At 68.9% G+C, this 15,353-nt stretch carries 13 protein-coding genes; 10 read left to right on the top strand and 3 right to left on the bottom strand.

The window, feature by feature from the left end; genetic code table 11:
- Window positions 1-3 precede the first annotated feature (3 nt).
- The 10 genes from nifS (at window position 4) to JJL56_RS05105 (ending at window position 10,527) form a co-directional block, all read left to right on the top strand.
- A complete protein-coding gene (nifS, locus tag JJL56_RS05060; RefSeq protein WP_200484399.1) occupies window positions 4-1,209 on the top strand; it encodes a cysteine desulfurase NifS in 1,206 nt (401 codons plus the stop codon).
- Window positions 1,210-1,461: 252 nt separating this feature from the next.
- Window positions 1,462-2,607 carry a homocitrate synthase gene (nifV, locus tag JJL56_RS05065; RefSeq protein WP_145622435.1) on the top strand — a complete coding sequence of 382 codons (1,146 nt, stop codon included), beginning with the start codon at window positions 1,462-1,464 and terminating at the stop codon, window positions 2,605-2,607.
- Between the two features lie 13 nt (window positions 2,608-2,620).
- Window positions 2,621-3,514, top strand: a complete 894-nt coding sequence (gene cysE / locus JJL56_RS05070) for a serine O-acetyltransferase (protein WP_200484400.1) — start codon at window positions 2,621-2,623, stop codon at window positions 3,512-3,514.
- A 17-nt stretch (window positions 3,515-3,531) separates the two neighbouring features.
- Entirely contained in the window at window positions 3,532-3,855 is a 324-nt protein-coding gene (gene nifW, locus JJL56_RS05075; RefSeq protein WP_109068597.1) for a nitrogenase-stabilizing/protective protein NifW, read from the top strand.
- 347 nt (window positions 3,856-4,202) lie between these two features.
- A complete protein-coding gene (locus tag JJL56_RS05080) occupies window positions 4,203-5,054 on the top strand; it encodes an electron transfer flavoprotein subunit beta/FixA family protein (RefSeq protein WP_200484402.1) in 852 nt (283 codons plus the stop codon).
- A 39-nt stretch (window positions 5,055-5,093) separates the two neighbouring features.
- Entirely contained in the window at window positions 5,094-6,173 is a 1,080-nt protein-coding gene (locus JJL56_RS05085) for an electron transfer flavoprotein subunit alpha/FixB family protein (protein WP_200484404.1), read from the top strand.
- Window positions 6,174-6,203: 30 nt separating this feature from the next.
- Entirely contained in the window at window positions 6,204-7,505 is a 1,302-nt protein-coding gene (locus tag JJL56_RS05090) for an FAD-dependent oxidoreductase (protein ID WP_200484406.1), read from the top strand.
- Window positions 7,502-7,795 carry a ferredoxin family protein gene (locus JJL56_RS05095; RefSeq protein ID WP_014239763.1) on the top strand — a complete coding sequence of 98 codons (294 nt, stop codon included), beginning with the start codon at window positions 7,502-7,504 and terminating at the stop codon, window positions 7,793-7,795. The genes JJL56_RS05090 and JJL56_RS05095 overlap by 4 nt, the downstream gene beginning before the upstream one ends.
- 209 nt (window positions 7,796-8,004) lie before the next feature.
- Window positions 8,005-8,304: a hypothetical protein gene (locus tag JJL56_RS05100; protein WP_145622447.1), complete on the top strand. Its 300-nt coding sequence runs from the start codon at window positions 8,005-8,007 to the stop codon at window positions 8,302-8,304.
- A 231-nt stretch (window positions 8,305-8,535) separates the two neighbouring features.
- Window positions 8,536-10,527 carry a methyl-accepting chemotaxis protein gene (locus tag JJL56_RS05105; RefSeq protein ID WP_200484408.1) on the top strand — a complete coding sequence of 664 codons (1,992 nt, stop codon included), beginning with the start codon at window positions 8,536-8,538 and terminating at the stop codon, window positions 10,525-10,527.
- A gap of 38 nt (window positions 10,528-10,565) precedes the next feature.
- Here JJL56_RS05105 and JJL56_RS05110 read toward each other — a convergent pair whose 3' ends face one another.
- From JJL56_RS05110 to JJL56_RS05120, 3 genes are all read right to left on the bottom strand, one after another.
- A complete protein-coding gene (locus tag JJL56_RS05110) occupies window positions 10,566-13,547 on the bottom strand; it encodes a DUF3369 domain-containing protein (RefSeq protein WP_200484410.1) in 2,982 nt (993 codons plus the stop codon).
- 145 nt (window positions 13,548-13,692) lie between these two features.
- Complete coding sequence (locus JJL56_RS05115; RefSeq protein ID WP_145622453.1) at window positions 13,693-14,415, bottom strand: Crp/Fnr family transcriptional regulator; 723 nt, start codon at window positions 14,413-14,415, stop codon at window positions 13,693-13,695.
- Between the two features lie 299 nt (window positions 14,416-14,714).
- Entirely contained in the window at window positions 14,715-15,329 is a 615-nt protein-coding gene (locus JJL56_RS05120) for a cold-shock protein (protein WP_145622454.1), read from the bottom strand.
- Window positions 15,330-15,353: the final 24 nt, after the last annotated feature.

The raw sequence follows: 15,353 nt of genomic DNA on the forward strand, positions 1-15,353 counted from the left end.
GCCATGACCGCACAGGGAATCTACCTCGACAACAACGCCACCACCCGCGTCGATCCGGAAGTGCTGGCGGAGATGCTGCCGCTGTTCACCGAGCAGTTCGGCAACCCCTCCTCCATGCACGGCTTCGGCGCCGCGGTGGGCGGCAAGATCGAATGGGCACGCAAGCAGGTGCAGGCGCTCCTCGGCGCCGCCCATGACAGCGAGATCGTCTTCACCTCCGGCGGCACGGAGAGCGACAACACCGCCATCCTGTCGGTGCTGGAGGCCTATCCGAAGAAGAGGAGCATCGTCACCAGCGTGGTCGAGCATCCCGCCGTGCTGGCGCTGTGCGACTATCTGGAGAAGAAGCGCGGCTACACCGTCCACCGCATCGGCGTGGACAACCGGGGCAACCTGGACCTGGACGCCTACAAGGCGGCCCTGTCGCCGGACGTCGCCATCGTCTCGATCATGTGGGCGAACAACGAGACCGGGACGATCTTCCCGATCGAGGAGCTGGCCCAGCTCGCCAAGGCGGTCGGCGCGGTGTTCCACACCGACGCCGTGCAGGCGGTCGGCAAGATCCCGATGACGCTCGCCAACAGCGCGGTGGACATGCTGTCGCTGTCCGGCCACAAGCTGCACGCGCCCAAAGGCATCGGCGCGCTCTACGTCAAGCGCGGCCTGCGCTTCCGCCCGATGCTGCGCGGCGGCCACCAGGAGCGCTCGCGCCGCGCCGGCACCGAGAACGCGCCGGGCATCGTCGGGCTGGGGGCGGCGGCACAGCTGGCCCTGCTGCACATGACCGACGAGAACACGCGGGTGAAGGCACTGCGCGACAAGCTGGAGCAGGCCATCCTGGCCGCCGTCCCGAACTGCTTCGTCACCGGCAACCCGGCCAACCGCCTGCCCAACACCTGCAACGTCGCCTTCGAGTACATCGAGGGCGAGGCGATCCTCCTGCTTCTGAACGAGGCCGGCATCGCCGCCTCGTCGGGGTCGGCCTGCACCTCCGGGTCGCTGGAGCCGAGCCACGTGATGCGGGCCATGGGCGTGCCCTACACCGCCGCCCACGGCGCCACCCGCTTCTCCCTGTCGCGCGAGACGACCGAGGAGGAGATCGACCGGGTGATCGCGGTGGTCCCCGGCATCATCGCGAAGCTGCGCTCGCTGTCGCCCTACTGGTCGCAGGCGGGCGCCCCGAAGGAGTTCGCACCGGTTTATTCGTAACACCGAGATCGCAGGCCGGGCCGGGCCCGCGCTCCGGCAACCCGCCCGACGACACCCGCCGGGACGCGGTTCCCCGGCCCGGTCTGCGACACAACACCCTGTATCCGTTGCCCCCACCCTAACCCTCCCCCGCTTCGCAGGGGAGGGAATCGAGGTCCTCTCCCGCCCAGCGGGGGAGGGAGGGGACCCCGCAGTGGGGAGGGTGGGGGCAAGACCCACCGCTGATTAAGCTCAGATTGAGGATGTGACCGAATGCCGAAGGCCGGTTCCACCATCATCAACGACACGACGCTGCGCGACGGGGAGCAGACGGCGGGGGTCGCCTTCACGCTCGATGAGAAGATAGCCATCGCCCGCGCGCTCGACGAGGCCGGCGTGCCGGAGCTGGAGATCGGCATCCCCGCCATGGGTCCGGAGGAACGCGAGGGCATCCGCGCCGTGGCCGCGCTGGGACTGAAGGCCCGGCTGATGGTCTGGTGCCGCATGCACGACACCGACCTGAAGGCGGCGCTGGACTGCAAGGTCGGCTTCGTCAACCTGTCGATGCCCGTCTCCGACATCCACATCACCAAAAAGCTGAAGCGCAGCCGCGCCTGGGCCTTGTCGGAAATCGAACGCAAGGTCAAGACGGCCCGCGACCACGGGCTGGAGGTCAGCCTGGGCGGCGAGGACTCCTCGCGCGCCGACATGGATTTCCTGATCGCCGCCGCGACCGTGGCGCAGGAGGCCGGCGCCCGCCGCTTCCGCTTCGCCGACACGCTGGGCGTGCTCGACCCCTTCCAGACGCGCGCCTGCATCGAACGGCTGCGCCGGGCCACCGACCTGGAGATCGAGATCCATTCCCACGACGATCTCGGCCTCGCCAACGCCAACTCGCTGGCCGCCGTGCTGGGCGGGGCGACCCACGTCAACACCACCGTCAACGGCCTGGGCGAGCGCGCCGGCAACGCCCCGCTGGAGGAGGTGGTGGTGTCGCTGAAGGTGCTCTACGGGCAGGACTGCGGGGTGGACACCCGCGCGCTGGGGGCGATCTCCGACCTCGTGGAGCGCGCCTCCAACCGGCCGGTTGCGGTCAACAAGTCGATCGTCGGCGACGCGGTCTTCACGCACGAGGCCGGCATCCATGTCGACGGGCTGCTGCGCGACCGCGCCACCTACCAGAATTTCGACCCCGCCGAGGTGGGCCGCGAACACCGCATCGTGCTGGGCAAGCACTCCGGCACGGCGGGGGTGAAGATGGCCTACGGCCAGCTCGGCATCGCCTGCGACGACGCCACCGCCCAGGCGGTGCTGCCACGGGTCCGCGCCCTCGCCACCCGCGCCAAGCGCGCCCCGACGGCGGAGGAGCTGCGCGCCTTCCACGACGACGCCACGCGCTGGAGCGTCGTCACTTCGTGATCCGGAGGACCCCATGGCCGCGATCGACGCCCACCCGGACCTCGCCATGACGGAGACCAGCCTCTGGCGTCTGCTGCGCGAGGACGTCGCCTGCGTCTTCGACCGCGACCCGGCGGCGCGCAACGTCTTCGACGTGCTGACCTGCTACCCCGGCATCCACGCGCTGGTGGTCCACCGGCTGTCCAACGCCGCGTGGCGGCGGGGACTGCGCTGGCCGGCGCGCTTCCTGTCCTATCTGGCCCGCGCGCTGACCAACATCGACATCCACCCCGGCGCCACCATCGGCCGCCGCTTCTTCATCGACCACGGGGCCGGCGTCGTCATCGGCGAAACGGCGGAGGTCGGCGACGACGTGACGCTCTACCACGGCGTAACCCTGGGCGGCACCTCCTGGACCAAGGGCAAGCGCCACCCGACGCTCGGCGACGGCGTGCTGGTCGGGTCCGGGGCCAAGATCCTGGGGCCGATCACCGTCGGCGCCCACTGCCGCGTCGGCGCCAACTCCGTGGTGACCAAGGACGTGCCGGAGGGCATGACGGTGGTCGGCATCCCCGGCCGAATCGTCCGTCCCGACACCCAGCGCCGGCTGGCCGCCCACGGCATCGACCTCGACCATCACCTGATGCCCGACCCGGTCGGCAAGGCCATCGCCTGCCTGATCGACTACATCAACCGCATCGAGGCCCGGCTGGAGGCCCACGCGGCGGAGGAGGCCACGCGCCCCGCCCCGCTCCATCCCGCCCCACCGCTGAGCGCCATCCGGCTGGACGACCTGCCGCTCGACGGCATCGTCTGCCGGAGCTGCGGCAACCTGTGCGACCAGGACGCCTGCAGCGACCGCAACCACGATCAACACGACACCGGCCACCACGACACCGGCGCGCGCGCCGATCATTACGTCATCTGAAGGGAAAGGACCCCGCCATGAGCTTCAAGGACGATCTGGAGGATCTGGAGACCGCGGAGGACTTCCTGCGCTTCCTCGGCGTCACCTACGAACAGCGCGTGGTCAACGTGAACCGCCTGCACATCCTGCAGCGCTTCCATGACTATCTGTCCGCCGACACCGGCATGGAGGGGCTGGACGACGAGGGCATGGCCGCCCGCTACGGCGCCCATCTGGAGCGCGCCTACCAGGACTTCGTGGTGTCCAACGCGATCGCCGAGAAGACCTTCAAGGTCCACCAGGATGAGGCCAAGCGGATGGCCGACCGCTTCGTCCCGCTGGACTCCCTGCTGCCGACCTGACCCGTTCCATCCGTCGATCCCAGGACGGCCCGCGGACCCGCCCCCGGCGAGCGTCCGCGGGCCGTTGCGCTTTCCGGCCGTCCTCCGCGCCCTGTGCCGGCGGTTGTCGGGTTTGTCCGGTAGGCGACAGAGGCCGGACCGGGTCGGGGAGTCGGTCGGGGCGCGACGGAAGCCCCCTGTTGAGAAGCCGACACGTCCGTTCTTTGTCGTTTTTGCGACAATCTCTCAACTGCCACAAAATCAATACATTCCAACAACTTACCGCACCGCGCAAATCTGGCACGCCGCTTGCTGATAGGGGCACAGCCACGCCGCGCGACAGGCGGCGGAATGTCAAGGAGACCGGGATGCACATCGTTGTCTGTATCAAACAGGTGCCCGACAGCGCCCAGATCCGCATCCACCCCGTGACGAACACGATCATGCGTCAGGGCGTCCCGGCCATCATCAACCCCTTCGACCTCTTCTCGCTGGAGGAGGCGCTGCGGATCAAGGACAAGGTCGGCGCCCGCGTCACCGTCCTGACCATGGGGCCGCCGATGGCCGAAACCTCGCTGCGCAAGGCGCTGTCGCTGGGCGCCGACGACGCGGTGCTGCTGACCGACCGCAAGTTCGCGGGGTCGGACACGCTGGCGACCTCCTACGCCCTGACCTCCGCCATCAAGAAGCTGTCGGAGGAGCAGACGGTCGATCTCGTCTTCTGCGGCAAGCAGACGGTGGACGGCGACACCGCGCAGGTCGGTCCGGGCATCGCCACGCGGCTGGGCTTCCAGCAGCTCACCTACATCACGAAGATCGAATCGATCGACCAGGGCGCCAGGGAGATCGTCGTGCACCGCCGCTCCGAAGGCGGCGTGCAGGTGCTGAAGACCGCCCTGCCCTGCATGATCACGATGCTGGAAGGCACGAACACCATCCGCTTCGGCAAGATGGACGACATGTTCCGCGCCGCCCGCTACGGCCTGAAGACCTGGAACAAGGACACCACCGGCGCCGAAGAGACGAAGGTCGGGCTGAAGGGCTCGCCCACCGTCGTGTCGAAGGTCTTCGTGCCGAAGCCGCGCGCCCAGAAGGCCACGATGGTCGAGGCCGAGGCCCCCAGCGCGGAAGCCCAGGCCGCCGCCGCCGTGGAAGCCATCTTCGGCGCCCAGCCGAAACTCGCCGACGAGCTGCTCGCCCGTGCCGCCGCCGGGCTGTGACGCGCCGTTCCTGACGAATCCTCCGCCGGAGACATCCCGATGAGCGAACCAAGCAAGCCGCAGGGACGCAAGTTCCAACTTCCCGAGCACCTGAAGGAATACAAGGGCATCTGGGTGATCGTGGAGCAGGAGCGCGGCTCCGTCCACTCCGTGTCGTGGGAGCTGGTGGGCGAGGCCCGCAAGCTCGCCGACAAGCTGGGGGTCAAGGTGGGGGCCGTGGTGCTGGGCGCCGACAGCCCGGAGCTGAACGCCATCTGCGGCGACGCCTTCACCTACGGCGCCGACGTCGTCTACAAGGTGACCGACCCGGTCCTGGCCGACTACCGCACCGATCCCTACACGCGGGTGATGACCGACGTGGTCAACACCTACAAGCCGGAGATCGTGCTGCTGGGCGCCACCACGCTGGGCCGCGACCTGGCCGGCGCCATCGCCACCACGCTCGCCACCGGCCTGACCGCCGACTGCACCGAGTTGGACATCTACATGGACAACCGGTCGCTGGCGGCCACCCGCCCGACCTTCGGCGGCACGCTGCTCTGCACCATCCAGACGCTGGCCTACCGCCCGCAGATGGCCACGGTGCGGCCGCGCGTGATGTCGATGCCGGACCGCGACGACAGCCGCACCGGCCGCGTGGTCGAGGTGTTCCCCACGCTCCGCGAGGACGACGTCATCACCAAGGTGCTGAGCTTCATCGCCGACCGCGAGCAGAACGAGGCGCAGCTCGCCTTCGCCGACATCATCGTGGCAGGGGGCAAGGGGCTGGGCAAGCCGGAGAACCTGAAGCTGGTCTTCGACCTCGCCAAGGTGCTGGGCGGCGAGGTCGGGGTGACCCGCCCGCTGGTCCAGGCCGGCTGGACCGGCTTCGACCGTCAGGTCGGGCAGACCGGCAAGACCGTGCGCCCGAAGCTGTACATCGCCGCCGGCATCTCCGGCGCCATCCAGCACCGGGTCGGCATGGAGAAGTCCGACCTGATCCTGGCCATCAACACCGACGCCAACGCGCCGATCTTCGACTTCGCCCATCTCGGGCTGGTCGGCGACGCGCTGACCATTCTGCCGGCCTTGACCGACGCCTTCGGCAAGCGCCTCTCGGTCAACCGGCTGGCCGGCTGATTCACCGGACGAACAGGAGCCACAAGGACCATGGTCGAAAAGTTCGACGCCATCGTCATCGGTGCCGGCCCGTCCGGCAACGCGGCGGCCTACACGCTGGCCAAGCAGGGCCTCAGCGTCCTTCAGCTTGAGCGCGGGGAGTATCCCGGCGCCAAGAACGTCCAGGGCGGCATCATGTACGCCGCCGAGTTGGAGAAGATCATCCCGGACTTCCGGGAGGATTGCCCGACCGAGCGCCACATCATCGAACAGCGCATCTGGCTGCTGGGCGACGACAACTACATCGGCACCAACTACCGGTCGGACGCCTTCAACAGCGAGACGCCGAACCGCTACACGATCATCCGCGCCAACATCGACAAGTGGTTCTCCGAGAAGATCCGCGAGGCCGGCGGTCTCCAGATCTGCGAGACCACGGTGACGGAGCTGATCCGCGACGCCTCCGGCAAGGTGATCGGCGTGCGCACCGACCGCGAGGGCGGCGAGATCCACGCCGACGTGGTCATCATGGCCGACGGCGTGAACGCCCTGCTGGCCCGCCGCACCGGCTTCCAGCAGGAGCTGGCGCCGCAGAACGTCGCGCTGGCGGTCAAGGAGATCCTGTTCATCGATCCCGAGCTGATCCAGCAGCGCTTCGGCCTGAAGGACGAAGAGGGCGTGGTCATCGAGATCATGGGCAAGGTGACCAAGGGCATGGTCGGCACCGCGTTCCTCTACACCAACAAGGAATCGCTGACGATCGGCATCGGCTGCCTGATCTCCGACTTCAAGCAGGGCGCCATCCCGCCCTACAAGATGCTGGAGGACCTGAAGAACCACCCCGTCATCAAGCCGCTGATCGAAGGGGCGGAGATGAAGGAATACGCCGCCCACATGATCCCCGAGGGCGGCTACAAGGCGGTTCCGCAGCTCTTTGGGGACGGCTGGATGGTGGTCGGCGACGCCGCCCACTTCAACAACGCCGCCCACCGCGAGGGCTCCAATCTCGCCATGGCGTCGGGCCGCATGGCGGCGGAGACGGTGATCGAGCTGAAGCAGGCCGGCAAGCCCTTCAACGCCGCCAACCTCGCCGCCTACAAGAAGAAGCTGGACGACAGCTTCATCATGAAGGACCTGAAGAAGTACCGGAACCTGCCGGGCATCATGCACGAGAACAAGCAGTTCTTCGGCGCCTATCCCGACACGCTGACCGCCGCCGCCCACAGCTGGTTCACCGTGGACAGCGTGGACAAGAAGACGAAGGAGAAGGAGATCATGAAGTCCTTCGTCAAGAAGCGCTCGATCATGGGTCTGGTCGGCGACGCAATCAAGCTGGTGAGGGCCGTGCGATGAGCATCGTGGTCAAGATCGAAGAGAAGCTGTACCAGAACCGCTACATCGTCGACGAGAGCCGGCCGCACATCCAGATCCGCAACGACGCGGTCTGCAAGTCCTGCGAGTCCCAGGCCTGCACCGTCTGCTGCCCGGCGGCCTGCTACAGCAAGAACGAGACGGGCAGCGTGACGCTGGCCACCGACGGCTGCCTGGAATGCGGCACCTGCCGCGTGGTCTGCCAGGACAAGGAAAATATTCAGTGGGACTACCCGCGGGGCGGTTACGGCATCAGTTATAAGTTTGGTTGAGGAACGCACCGGCAGTCCTACGGCCTTCGCCGCTGGTCCGCCGGTCGTCTCCCTCTCCTATCCGCCATGACTGGAACCCCTTCCCGCTCCGCGGGGAGGGGTTTTCTTCGTTGCTCCCACCCGAATTTTCAACAATCCGGCGGATGCGGAAGGGATGGAGGCTGCACATATCCGTTGTATCGAGACCCGAGAAACGAGGGAGACGGAACATGCAGCTTCGTGTCTGCTTCGAGAACATGAAGTCGGTCAACGTCAACGACGCATCCATGATGCGGCATTATGCCGAAAGCTATCTCGCTGATTTCCGGCCAGAATGGGCGGGCTTCATCATGCTGCCACACGACGAGACCCAGCGCGCCACGATGGAGCCGGCATGGCAGATGCTGATCCGCAACGCCACGCCGGACATGGAACGCCGTCTGCTGGAGTATGTCCGGGGCAATCCAATGGCCGCCTACCATGTGCACATCTACCGCCGTGACCATGGGAACGAGGTCAAGGTCCACTGACGCCCGAGGGGTTGGACACGGGGCACCGCCCGCAAACACCCACCGGCTGTTCGGACAATGGCCCGGATCGCGCGGCCGGTTGTGCGGAGAAAAAGCAAGGAATCGCCGTCCGCGCCATCCCGCGGACGGCGATTTCTTCGTTCCGTCCACGCCTGACACCTCCGAAGCCCGCACTGTCGCACGACGATGGAAAAAGAGCGGGTGCCTGTCGAAATCCGCGGGAAGCTTGCAATGCGCCTCTCCATCAAAGTCCTTCTTCTTGTGGTTCTGAATCTTCTCGGCGTTCTGCTCGCCGTCAGCGATGTCGCCGGGCTGCGCGCGCTCAACATGGCGAACGCCGACCTGCGATCGGTCCATGACGACCGGGTGCTGCCGCTGCGCAACCTGAAAATCATTTCGGACGCCTACGCCGTCTTCATCGTCGACGCCTCGCACAAGGCCCGCAACGGCAACTTCACCTGGGACGAAAGCCTGGCGTCGACCCGCAAGGCGAAGGAGGACATCCGGTCGCACTGGTCCGCCTATCTGGCCAACAGGCTCAACGCCGAGGAACAGTCTCTCGTCGATCAGATCAAGCCGGACATGGCCAAGGCCGACATCCTGATCGAGCGGCTGATCGGCATCCTGTCGGACAAGGACGGCCGCGCGCTGGACGGCTTCGTCCGGAAGGAGCTGTACCAGACCATCGACCCCGTCACCGACCGCATCGGCCTGCTGATCGACCTTCAGGTGCGCGTCGCCGGCGAAAGCTACGAGGCGGCCCAGAGGACCCACGGCACGGCCAGCGTGACCGCCTGGACGCTGCTGGCCGTCGGCATCGCCATGGTGGTGCTGGGGATGACGGTGGTGGTCCGCCGGGTCGTCGGCCCGGTGGGGCGCCTGACCGCCGCGATGCGGCGGATCGCCGACGGCGACTATGCCGAACCCGTGCCGGGAAGCGGCGGGCACGACGAGATCGGCGCGATGGCCCGCGCGGTGGAGGTGTTCAAGGCCAACGGGCTGGAGAACCAGCGCATGCGCCAGGAGCAGGAACGCCAGCGCGAGCAGGCCGAGATCGCCAAGCGCGACGCGCTGGAGAACATGGCCCAGACGGTGGAGCGCGAAACCCGCAACGCCGTGGACCGGGTGGCCGAGCGCACCGGGCAGATGGAAGGCAACGCCGCGGCCATGGCCCGGTCGGCGGACGCCGTCGGAACGAACAGCCAGTCCGTGGCCGCCGCCGCGGAACAGGCCCTGCGCAACGCCCAGACCGTCGCCGCCGCCTCGGAGGAGCTGGCCGCCTCGATCCGCGAGATCGGCACCCAGGTGGCGCAGGCCAGCAGCATCACCCGCATCGCCGTGGAAAGGGGCGATCAGGCGCGCGGCACCATCCAGTCGCTCTCCGACGCCGTGCAGAAGATCGGCGACGTCGCCCAGCTCATCCAGAACATCGCCAGCCAGACCAACCTTCTGGCGCTGAACGCCACCATCGAGGCGGCACGGGCCGGGGAAGCCGGCAAGGGCTTCGCCGTGGTGGCAAGCGAGGTGAAGAACCTCGCCAACCAGACCGCGCAGGCGACCGAGGACATTGCCACCCAGATCGGCGAGATCCAGGCCGCGACCGGCGGCGCCGTGGCCGCCGTCTCCACCATCACCGACAGCATCACCGAGGTGGATCAGGTGGCCGCCGCCATCGCCGCGGCGATGGAGGAACAAGCCGCCGCGACCCAGGAAATCAGCCGCAACGTCAACCAGACCGCCGACGCCGCGCGCGAGGTTTCCCACCGGATCGCCGAGGTTTCCAGCGAGGCGAAGGCCACCGGCGACCGCGCCGCCGACGTGCGCGCCATCGCCGACGACGTCTCGGGAAGCATCGACGAGCTGCGCGGCATCCTAGTCCGCGTCGTCCGCACCTCGATGAGCGAGGTGGACCGCCGCCGTGGGGCCCGCTACGCGGTGGATCTCCCCGCCCGCGCCGACACCCCCGCCGGCAGCCGGATCTGCCGCCTGCACAACCTGTCCTCCAGCGGCGCCGCGCTGCAGGTGTGGGACGGCGCCACGAACGGTGCGCGCGGAACGCTGCACATCGACGGCTTCGGCATGCCCCTGCCCTTCACCGTCGTGACGGTCGAGGCCCAGAGCTGCCACGTCCGTTTCGAGTTGCCGGACGATGCGAAGGCCGGATTCGAACAGCGGTTCAACGCGCTGGTCCGTGACCGCGCCCTGCGGCCGATGGCCGCCTGATGAGCCGCCTGATGGAGAGGTAAGGCCGGCGCCGGCGGTTAAGCCGGCGCCATCCCATGAATGTACGCGGCGGCACGGCCAAGCTCATGGTCGGCGCGGGCGACCAGCGCGCCGATGCCGTCCAGCCGCCGCTCCACGCAGGCCAGCTCGATGGCGTCGCTCGCCGCCGCGAGATCGCGCGCGCCCACCGTGCGGGAGGACCCCGCCAGCTTGTGGGCGGCCTGACGCACGCTGTCCCAATCCTCCGCCGCGTGGGCGGCGACCAGACGGTCGCGGCTGGCGCTGTTGGAGACGATGAACTCCTGAAGCAGTTGCCCGACGAACTCCATGTCCCCGTCGAACAGCGTCGCCAGCACGCCCACGTCGATGGGTGGCGCGTCGGAGCCGGCCCCCGGCGCCGCGACGGGTGCGGAGGGAGCCGGCGCCGGTTCGGACAGCGGCCTGGACGGCAGGTGACGGTCCAGCAGGCGGCGCAGCTGGCCGATCTCCACCGGTTTCGACACGGCGTCGTCCATCCCGGCGGACAGGCAGCGCTGCGCCTCGCCGGCCATGGCGTTGGCGGTAACCGCGATGATGGGCAGGCGCGGGCGCCCCTTCGCCGCCTCCTCGGCACGGATCAGGCGGGTCAGCTCGAAACCGTCCATCTCCGGCATCTGGCAGTCGGTCAGCAGCAGCGCGTAATCCCCGTCGCGCCACAGGGCCAGCGCCTGGACGCCGTCCTCCGCCAAATCCGCCGTCTGGCCGAGCAGGGCGAGCTGCCGCTGGATGACCTGCCGGTTGGTCGGATGGTCCTCGGCCACCAGGATGCGGGGTGCGGGCGCCGCTCCTTCCGCGGCCAGGGAGGCTGCGGCCGATCCGGGACGCCCCGCCTCGGCCTCGACCGCCGGCCCGCGGCCCGCGGCGGCCAGCACGGCGCGCACCAGATGGCCGCGGCGCACCGGGCGGGCCAGCCCGACCGCGTCGATCAAGGCGCCACGCCCTCCCAGCAGCACCCGGCCGCGCGCCAGCCCCGGCGCCACGGCGTCCAGCGTCTGCAAATCCGCGTCCGCAGTGGTGAGCACGACGTCGCAGGGCGTGCCGGGCGGCAGGGCCAGCATCCCCGCCGCCGCGTCCGGCGCGTCCAGCAGCACCGCACCGTCGGTGTTCAGGTAACGGGCGAGGAACCGCCGCTCCTCCGCGTCGGCGGCCAGGAGCAGCACCGACAACCCGGCCAGCGGCTGAGCCCCGACGCCCGCGGCGTCGCGGTCCGGGGCGAGATCGGCGGTGAAGGTGAACCAGAAGGTGGAGCCGCGGCCCAGTTCGCTCGTGACCCCGACCTCGCCGCCCATCAGCTCGGCCAGTCGACGGCAGATCGACAGCCCCAGACCGGTCCCGCCAAAGCGACGGGTGGTCGAGGCCTCCGCCTGGGTGAAGGGGTGGAAGAGCTGGGCCTGGGCTTCCGTGGCGATGCCGATTCCGGTGTCGGTCACGGTGATCCGGATCGTCGCCCGCCCGTCCTCGAACCGCGCCAGCTCGGCCCGGATGCGCACCGAGCCGGAGGGGGTGAACTTCACGGCGTTGCCGGCGATGTTGAACAGCACCTGCCGGATGCGCACCGAATCGCCCATGACCAGCGCCGGCAGGTCGGGATCGACGTAGGTGACCAGCGCCAGATCCTTCTGCCGCGCCGCCGGGGCGAGCGTCTCGGCCACGCCCTCCACCACCGTGGACAGCGACACCGGGGCGCGCTCCAGGTCCAGCCGCCCGGCCTCGATCTTCGAGAAATCCAGGATGTCGTTGATGATGGTCAGCAGCGCCCCCGCCGAATCGCGCACGACGGCGACCAGCTCCTGCTGCTCGGGGGTCAGCGGCGTGTAGTCGAGCAGCTCCAGCATGCCCTGGACGCCGTTCATCGGGGTGCGGATCTCGTGGCTCATGGTCGCCAGGAACAGCGACTTGGCCTGGTTGGCCGCCTCCGCCTCCGACCGCGCGGACTCCGCCGCCTCGGTCGCGGCGACCAGTTCGCGGGTGCGGTCGGCCACCTGGCTTTCCAGGTTGCGGTTCAGCGCGGTCAGTTCCTCGTACAGATGCACGTTGTCGAAGCCGACCGCGACCTTGGAACAGAAGACCTCCAGCAGCCGCCGCTCGTCCTCCGTCAGGGGGCGCCCGTGGCTGATGTGGAACACCGTGTCGTGGTGCCGCGAGGTGGAGCGGAAGACCAGCAGGCTGCGCTCCCGTTCATAGCGGTTCCGCCCGTCGGCCAGCGCCTGGGTCACCGCCTCCGCCGCCTCCGCCGGCAGGGCGGCGCGCACCGGCTTGCCTTCCGCCGCCGCGTGGATGCCGCCGGCCCCGAGCACCAGCGGGTCGCGCGCGGCACCGCCGGTTTCCTCCTCGGTCCAGCGGCTGCACAGGGCGATGCCGTCGCAGGGCGGGCAGATCTCGGCGATCTTCGACACCGCGCCGCGGACGAACTCCGCCATGGTCCGCTTGTCGAGCAGGGCGGAGGAGGCGTCCAGGATGCGCTCCAGCCCCCGGCGGTGGTCCTCGATGGCGGTGATGTCCTGATAGCCGCGCAGGGCGGCGACGACCGAGGTGAACAGCTTCTGCGCCGTCAGCTCCGTCTTCGATTTGTAGTCGTTGATGTCGTAGTTCAGGATGACGTCGCGTTCCGGCGCCTGCCCCGGCTGGCCGGTGCGCAGGATGATCCGCACGCGCCGGTTGTTCAGCTCGCTGCGGATCATGCGCACCAGCCGCAGGCCGGCGTCGTCCGATTCCATCACCACGTCCAGAAGCACCACGGCGATGGCCGGGTTCTGCTCCAGCAGGCTGCGCGCCTCCGCCGCGGTTCCGGCGGACAGGAACTGCGCCGGACGGCCTTCGAAGGTGAAGCCGCGCAGCACCATCTTGGTGGTGGCGTGAATGGCCGGATCGTCGTCGACGATCAGGATGATCCAAGGTTCGGCGGGCTCCGACGCCGCTTCCCTCGCCGTCTCGGCCTCGATACCCGGCTCGTCGTCGGCGAAAAGAAACTCGTCGCTCATCGAACTCCCTCCGCACCGCCGGCAGTGTCCGGTCGCGGGAGGATATCACAGGGCCGCCGCGCGTGAACATGCTCCTGCGGCCCGCCACAACCCTTCATCGGCAAGGCACCGAGACCGATGACAACCCCAAACTGCGCCCCGCCCGTCAGCCGCCGTGGTCGCCGCCCCCGGAGTCGGCGTTGCAGAAGCGGCGCAGCGCGTCCAGGTCGGCGACGGACACCGTCCCGCCCTGCGTCTCCACCCCCACCCCGCGCAGCTTCGCCAGCGCGCGGGAGAAGGTTTCCGGCTGCATGCCGAGGCGCCGCGCGATCAGCGCCTTGTCGAAGGGCAGCGCGAAGCTGGTGGCGCCGCCGCCCTCCGGACAGAAGCGCAGCAGGAAGCTGCCGACCCGCTGCGCCGTCGGCTGCACCTGCAACTGCTCGATCTGCTGAACGAGATGGCGCAGCCGCACCGACAGCGACCCCAGCATGGCGAAGGCGATCTGGTCGTCCTCGCGCAGGCAGCGGGCGAAGCCCTCCGCGGTCAGGGTCATGACGCGCGAGTCGGCCACCGCCTCCGCGCAGACCGGGAACTTGCCGCTGGCGAACATGGCGGCTTCGGCGAAGGTTTCGCCGGGGGCGACGATGGTCACCACCGCCTCCGCCCCGTCGCGGGTCAGGCGGTAAAGCTTCACCCAGCCGTCGAGCAGCGCGAAGAAGCGGTCGGCGCCCTCGTCCTGAACGAACAGGGTGGTGCCGCGCGGCACCGTGCGCACCTGCGCGGTGCTGACGAGAAGTTCCAGAGAGCGGTCGGGCAGGCGCCCGAACAGCGCGTTGGACCGCAGCGTTGCGGCGTCCTGGGGCCGGAAGCCCGGCGGATCGTTCCTCATGCCTTCCCTCACCTCTTCACCCTCCCCCACAGTCTCGGCCGGGATGGCCAGCGGACGGGCCATTCCGTCGCACCGGCGATGAACGTTCCGCGCCGTCGGCAAGCCCCCGACACCGCCGTGTCCCGGGACCCGCGGGTTCATGCCGCCCAGGCAATGTCGCAGCATGCACAAGGTTTGGGCAAGATGGGGATTCACCACAACGACGCCGGAGCCTTGGGCAATGGCATCGGCGGCCCGGAAACGAACCGGGGCGCCTCCTTGCGGAGACGCCCCGGCCGTTCTTCAGAGGCTGAAGAGGCTTAGCGGTACTCGACCTTGCCGGCCTCAGGACCCTTCTGGCCCTGGCGGACGGTCACGCGCACCTGATCGCCTTCCTGGAGCGACTGCATGCCGGAGCGACGCAGAACGTTCACATGGACGAAGACGTCCTTGCCACCGGTGCTCGGCGTGATGAAGCCGAAGCCCTTGTCGGCGTTGAACCACTTGACGGTGCCGTCGACCTCTTCGCCGCCGCCGGCGTCGTTGCCCCAGCCGCCGCGGTCGTAACCGCCGCCGCCGCCGCCGCCGTAGCCGCCACGGTCATAGCCGCCGCCGCCAAAGCCGCCGCCGGCGCCCGTGCGGGCCGGACGGGCCGGAGCGCGGGACGCGGTGGACGTGTCCACGGATTGAATGGAAGCAACCTGCGGACCCTTGGGGCCGCGGGCGAGGTCGCAAACGATGGTAGCGCCTTCGTCGAGCGCGTCATAGCCGGCGGCCTGAACCGCGGAGACGTGCAGGAAGGCGTCGGGCGAACCGTCCTCGGGGGACACGAAGCCGAACCCCTTGGTGGGGTTGAACCACTTCACAGTGGCGGTAACGTTGGCCTTGGTGATCTCGGGAGCGCGGTAGCCCTGGCGGGGCGGGCGGTCGAACATGTGTCTTCAAGCTCATAAAGGATG

Source organism: Azospirillum aestuarii, from assembly GCF_016632405.1.
Classification (GTDB): Bacteria; Pseudomonadota; Alphaproteobacteria; order Azospirillales; family Azospirillaceae; genus Azospirillum; species Azospirillum aestuarii.

Bases quoted from the DNA above. Each gene is read 5' to 3' on its own strand.
- JJL56_RS05110 (WP_200484410.1), bottom strand. From the start codon at position 13,547: ATGAGCGACGAGTTTCTTTTCGCCGACGACGAGCCGGGTATCGAGGCC.
- JJL56_RS05120 (WP_145622454.1), bottom strand. From the start codon at position 15,329: ATGTTCGACCGCCCGCCCCGCCAGGGCTACCGCGCTCCCGAGATCACC.
- JJL56_RS05080 (WP_200484402.1), top strand. From the start codon at position 4,203: ATGCACATCGTTGTCTGTATCAAACAGGTGCCCGACAGCGCCCAGATC.
- JJL56_RS05095 (WP_014239763.1), top strand. From the start codon at position 7,502: ATGAGCATCGTGGTCAAGATCGAAGAGAAGCTGTACCAGAACCGCTAC.
- JJL56_RS05100 (WP_145622447.1), top strand. From the start codon at position 8,005: ATGCAGCTTCGTGTCTGCTTCGAGAACATGAAGTCGGTCAACGTCAAC.
- nifW (WP_109068597.1), top strand. From the start codon at position 3,532: ATGAGCTTCAAGGACGATCTGGAGGATCTGGAGACCGCGGAGGACTTC.
- JJL56_RS05090 (WP_200484406.1), top strand. From the start codon at position 6,204: ATGGTCGAAAAGTTCGACGCCATCGTCATCGGTGCCGGCCCGTCCGGC.
- JJL56_RS05085 (WP_200484404.1), top strand. From the start codon at position 5,094: ATGAGCGAACCAAGCAAGCCGCAGGGACGCAAGTTCCAACTTCCCGAG.
- nifV (WP_145622435.1), top strand. From the start codon at position 1,462: ATGCCGAAGGCCGGTTCCACCATCATCAACGACACGACGCTGCGCGAC.
- JJL56_RS05115 (WP_145622453.1), bottom strand. From the start codon at position 14,415: ATGAGGAACGATCCGCCGGGCTTCCGGCCCCAGGACGCCGCAACGCTG.
- cysE (WP_200484400.1), top strand. From the start codon at position 2,621: ATGGCCGCGATCGACGCCCACCCGGACCTCGCCATGACGGAGACCAGC.
- nifS (WP_200484399.1), top strand. From the start codon at position 4: ATGACCGCACAGGGAATCTACCTCGACAACAACGCCACCACCCGCGTC.
- JJL56_RS05105 (WP_200484408.1), top strand. From the start codon at position 8,536: ATGCGCCTCTCCATCAAAGTCCTTCTTCTTGTGGTTCTGAATCTTCTC.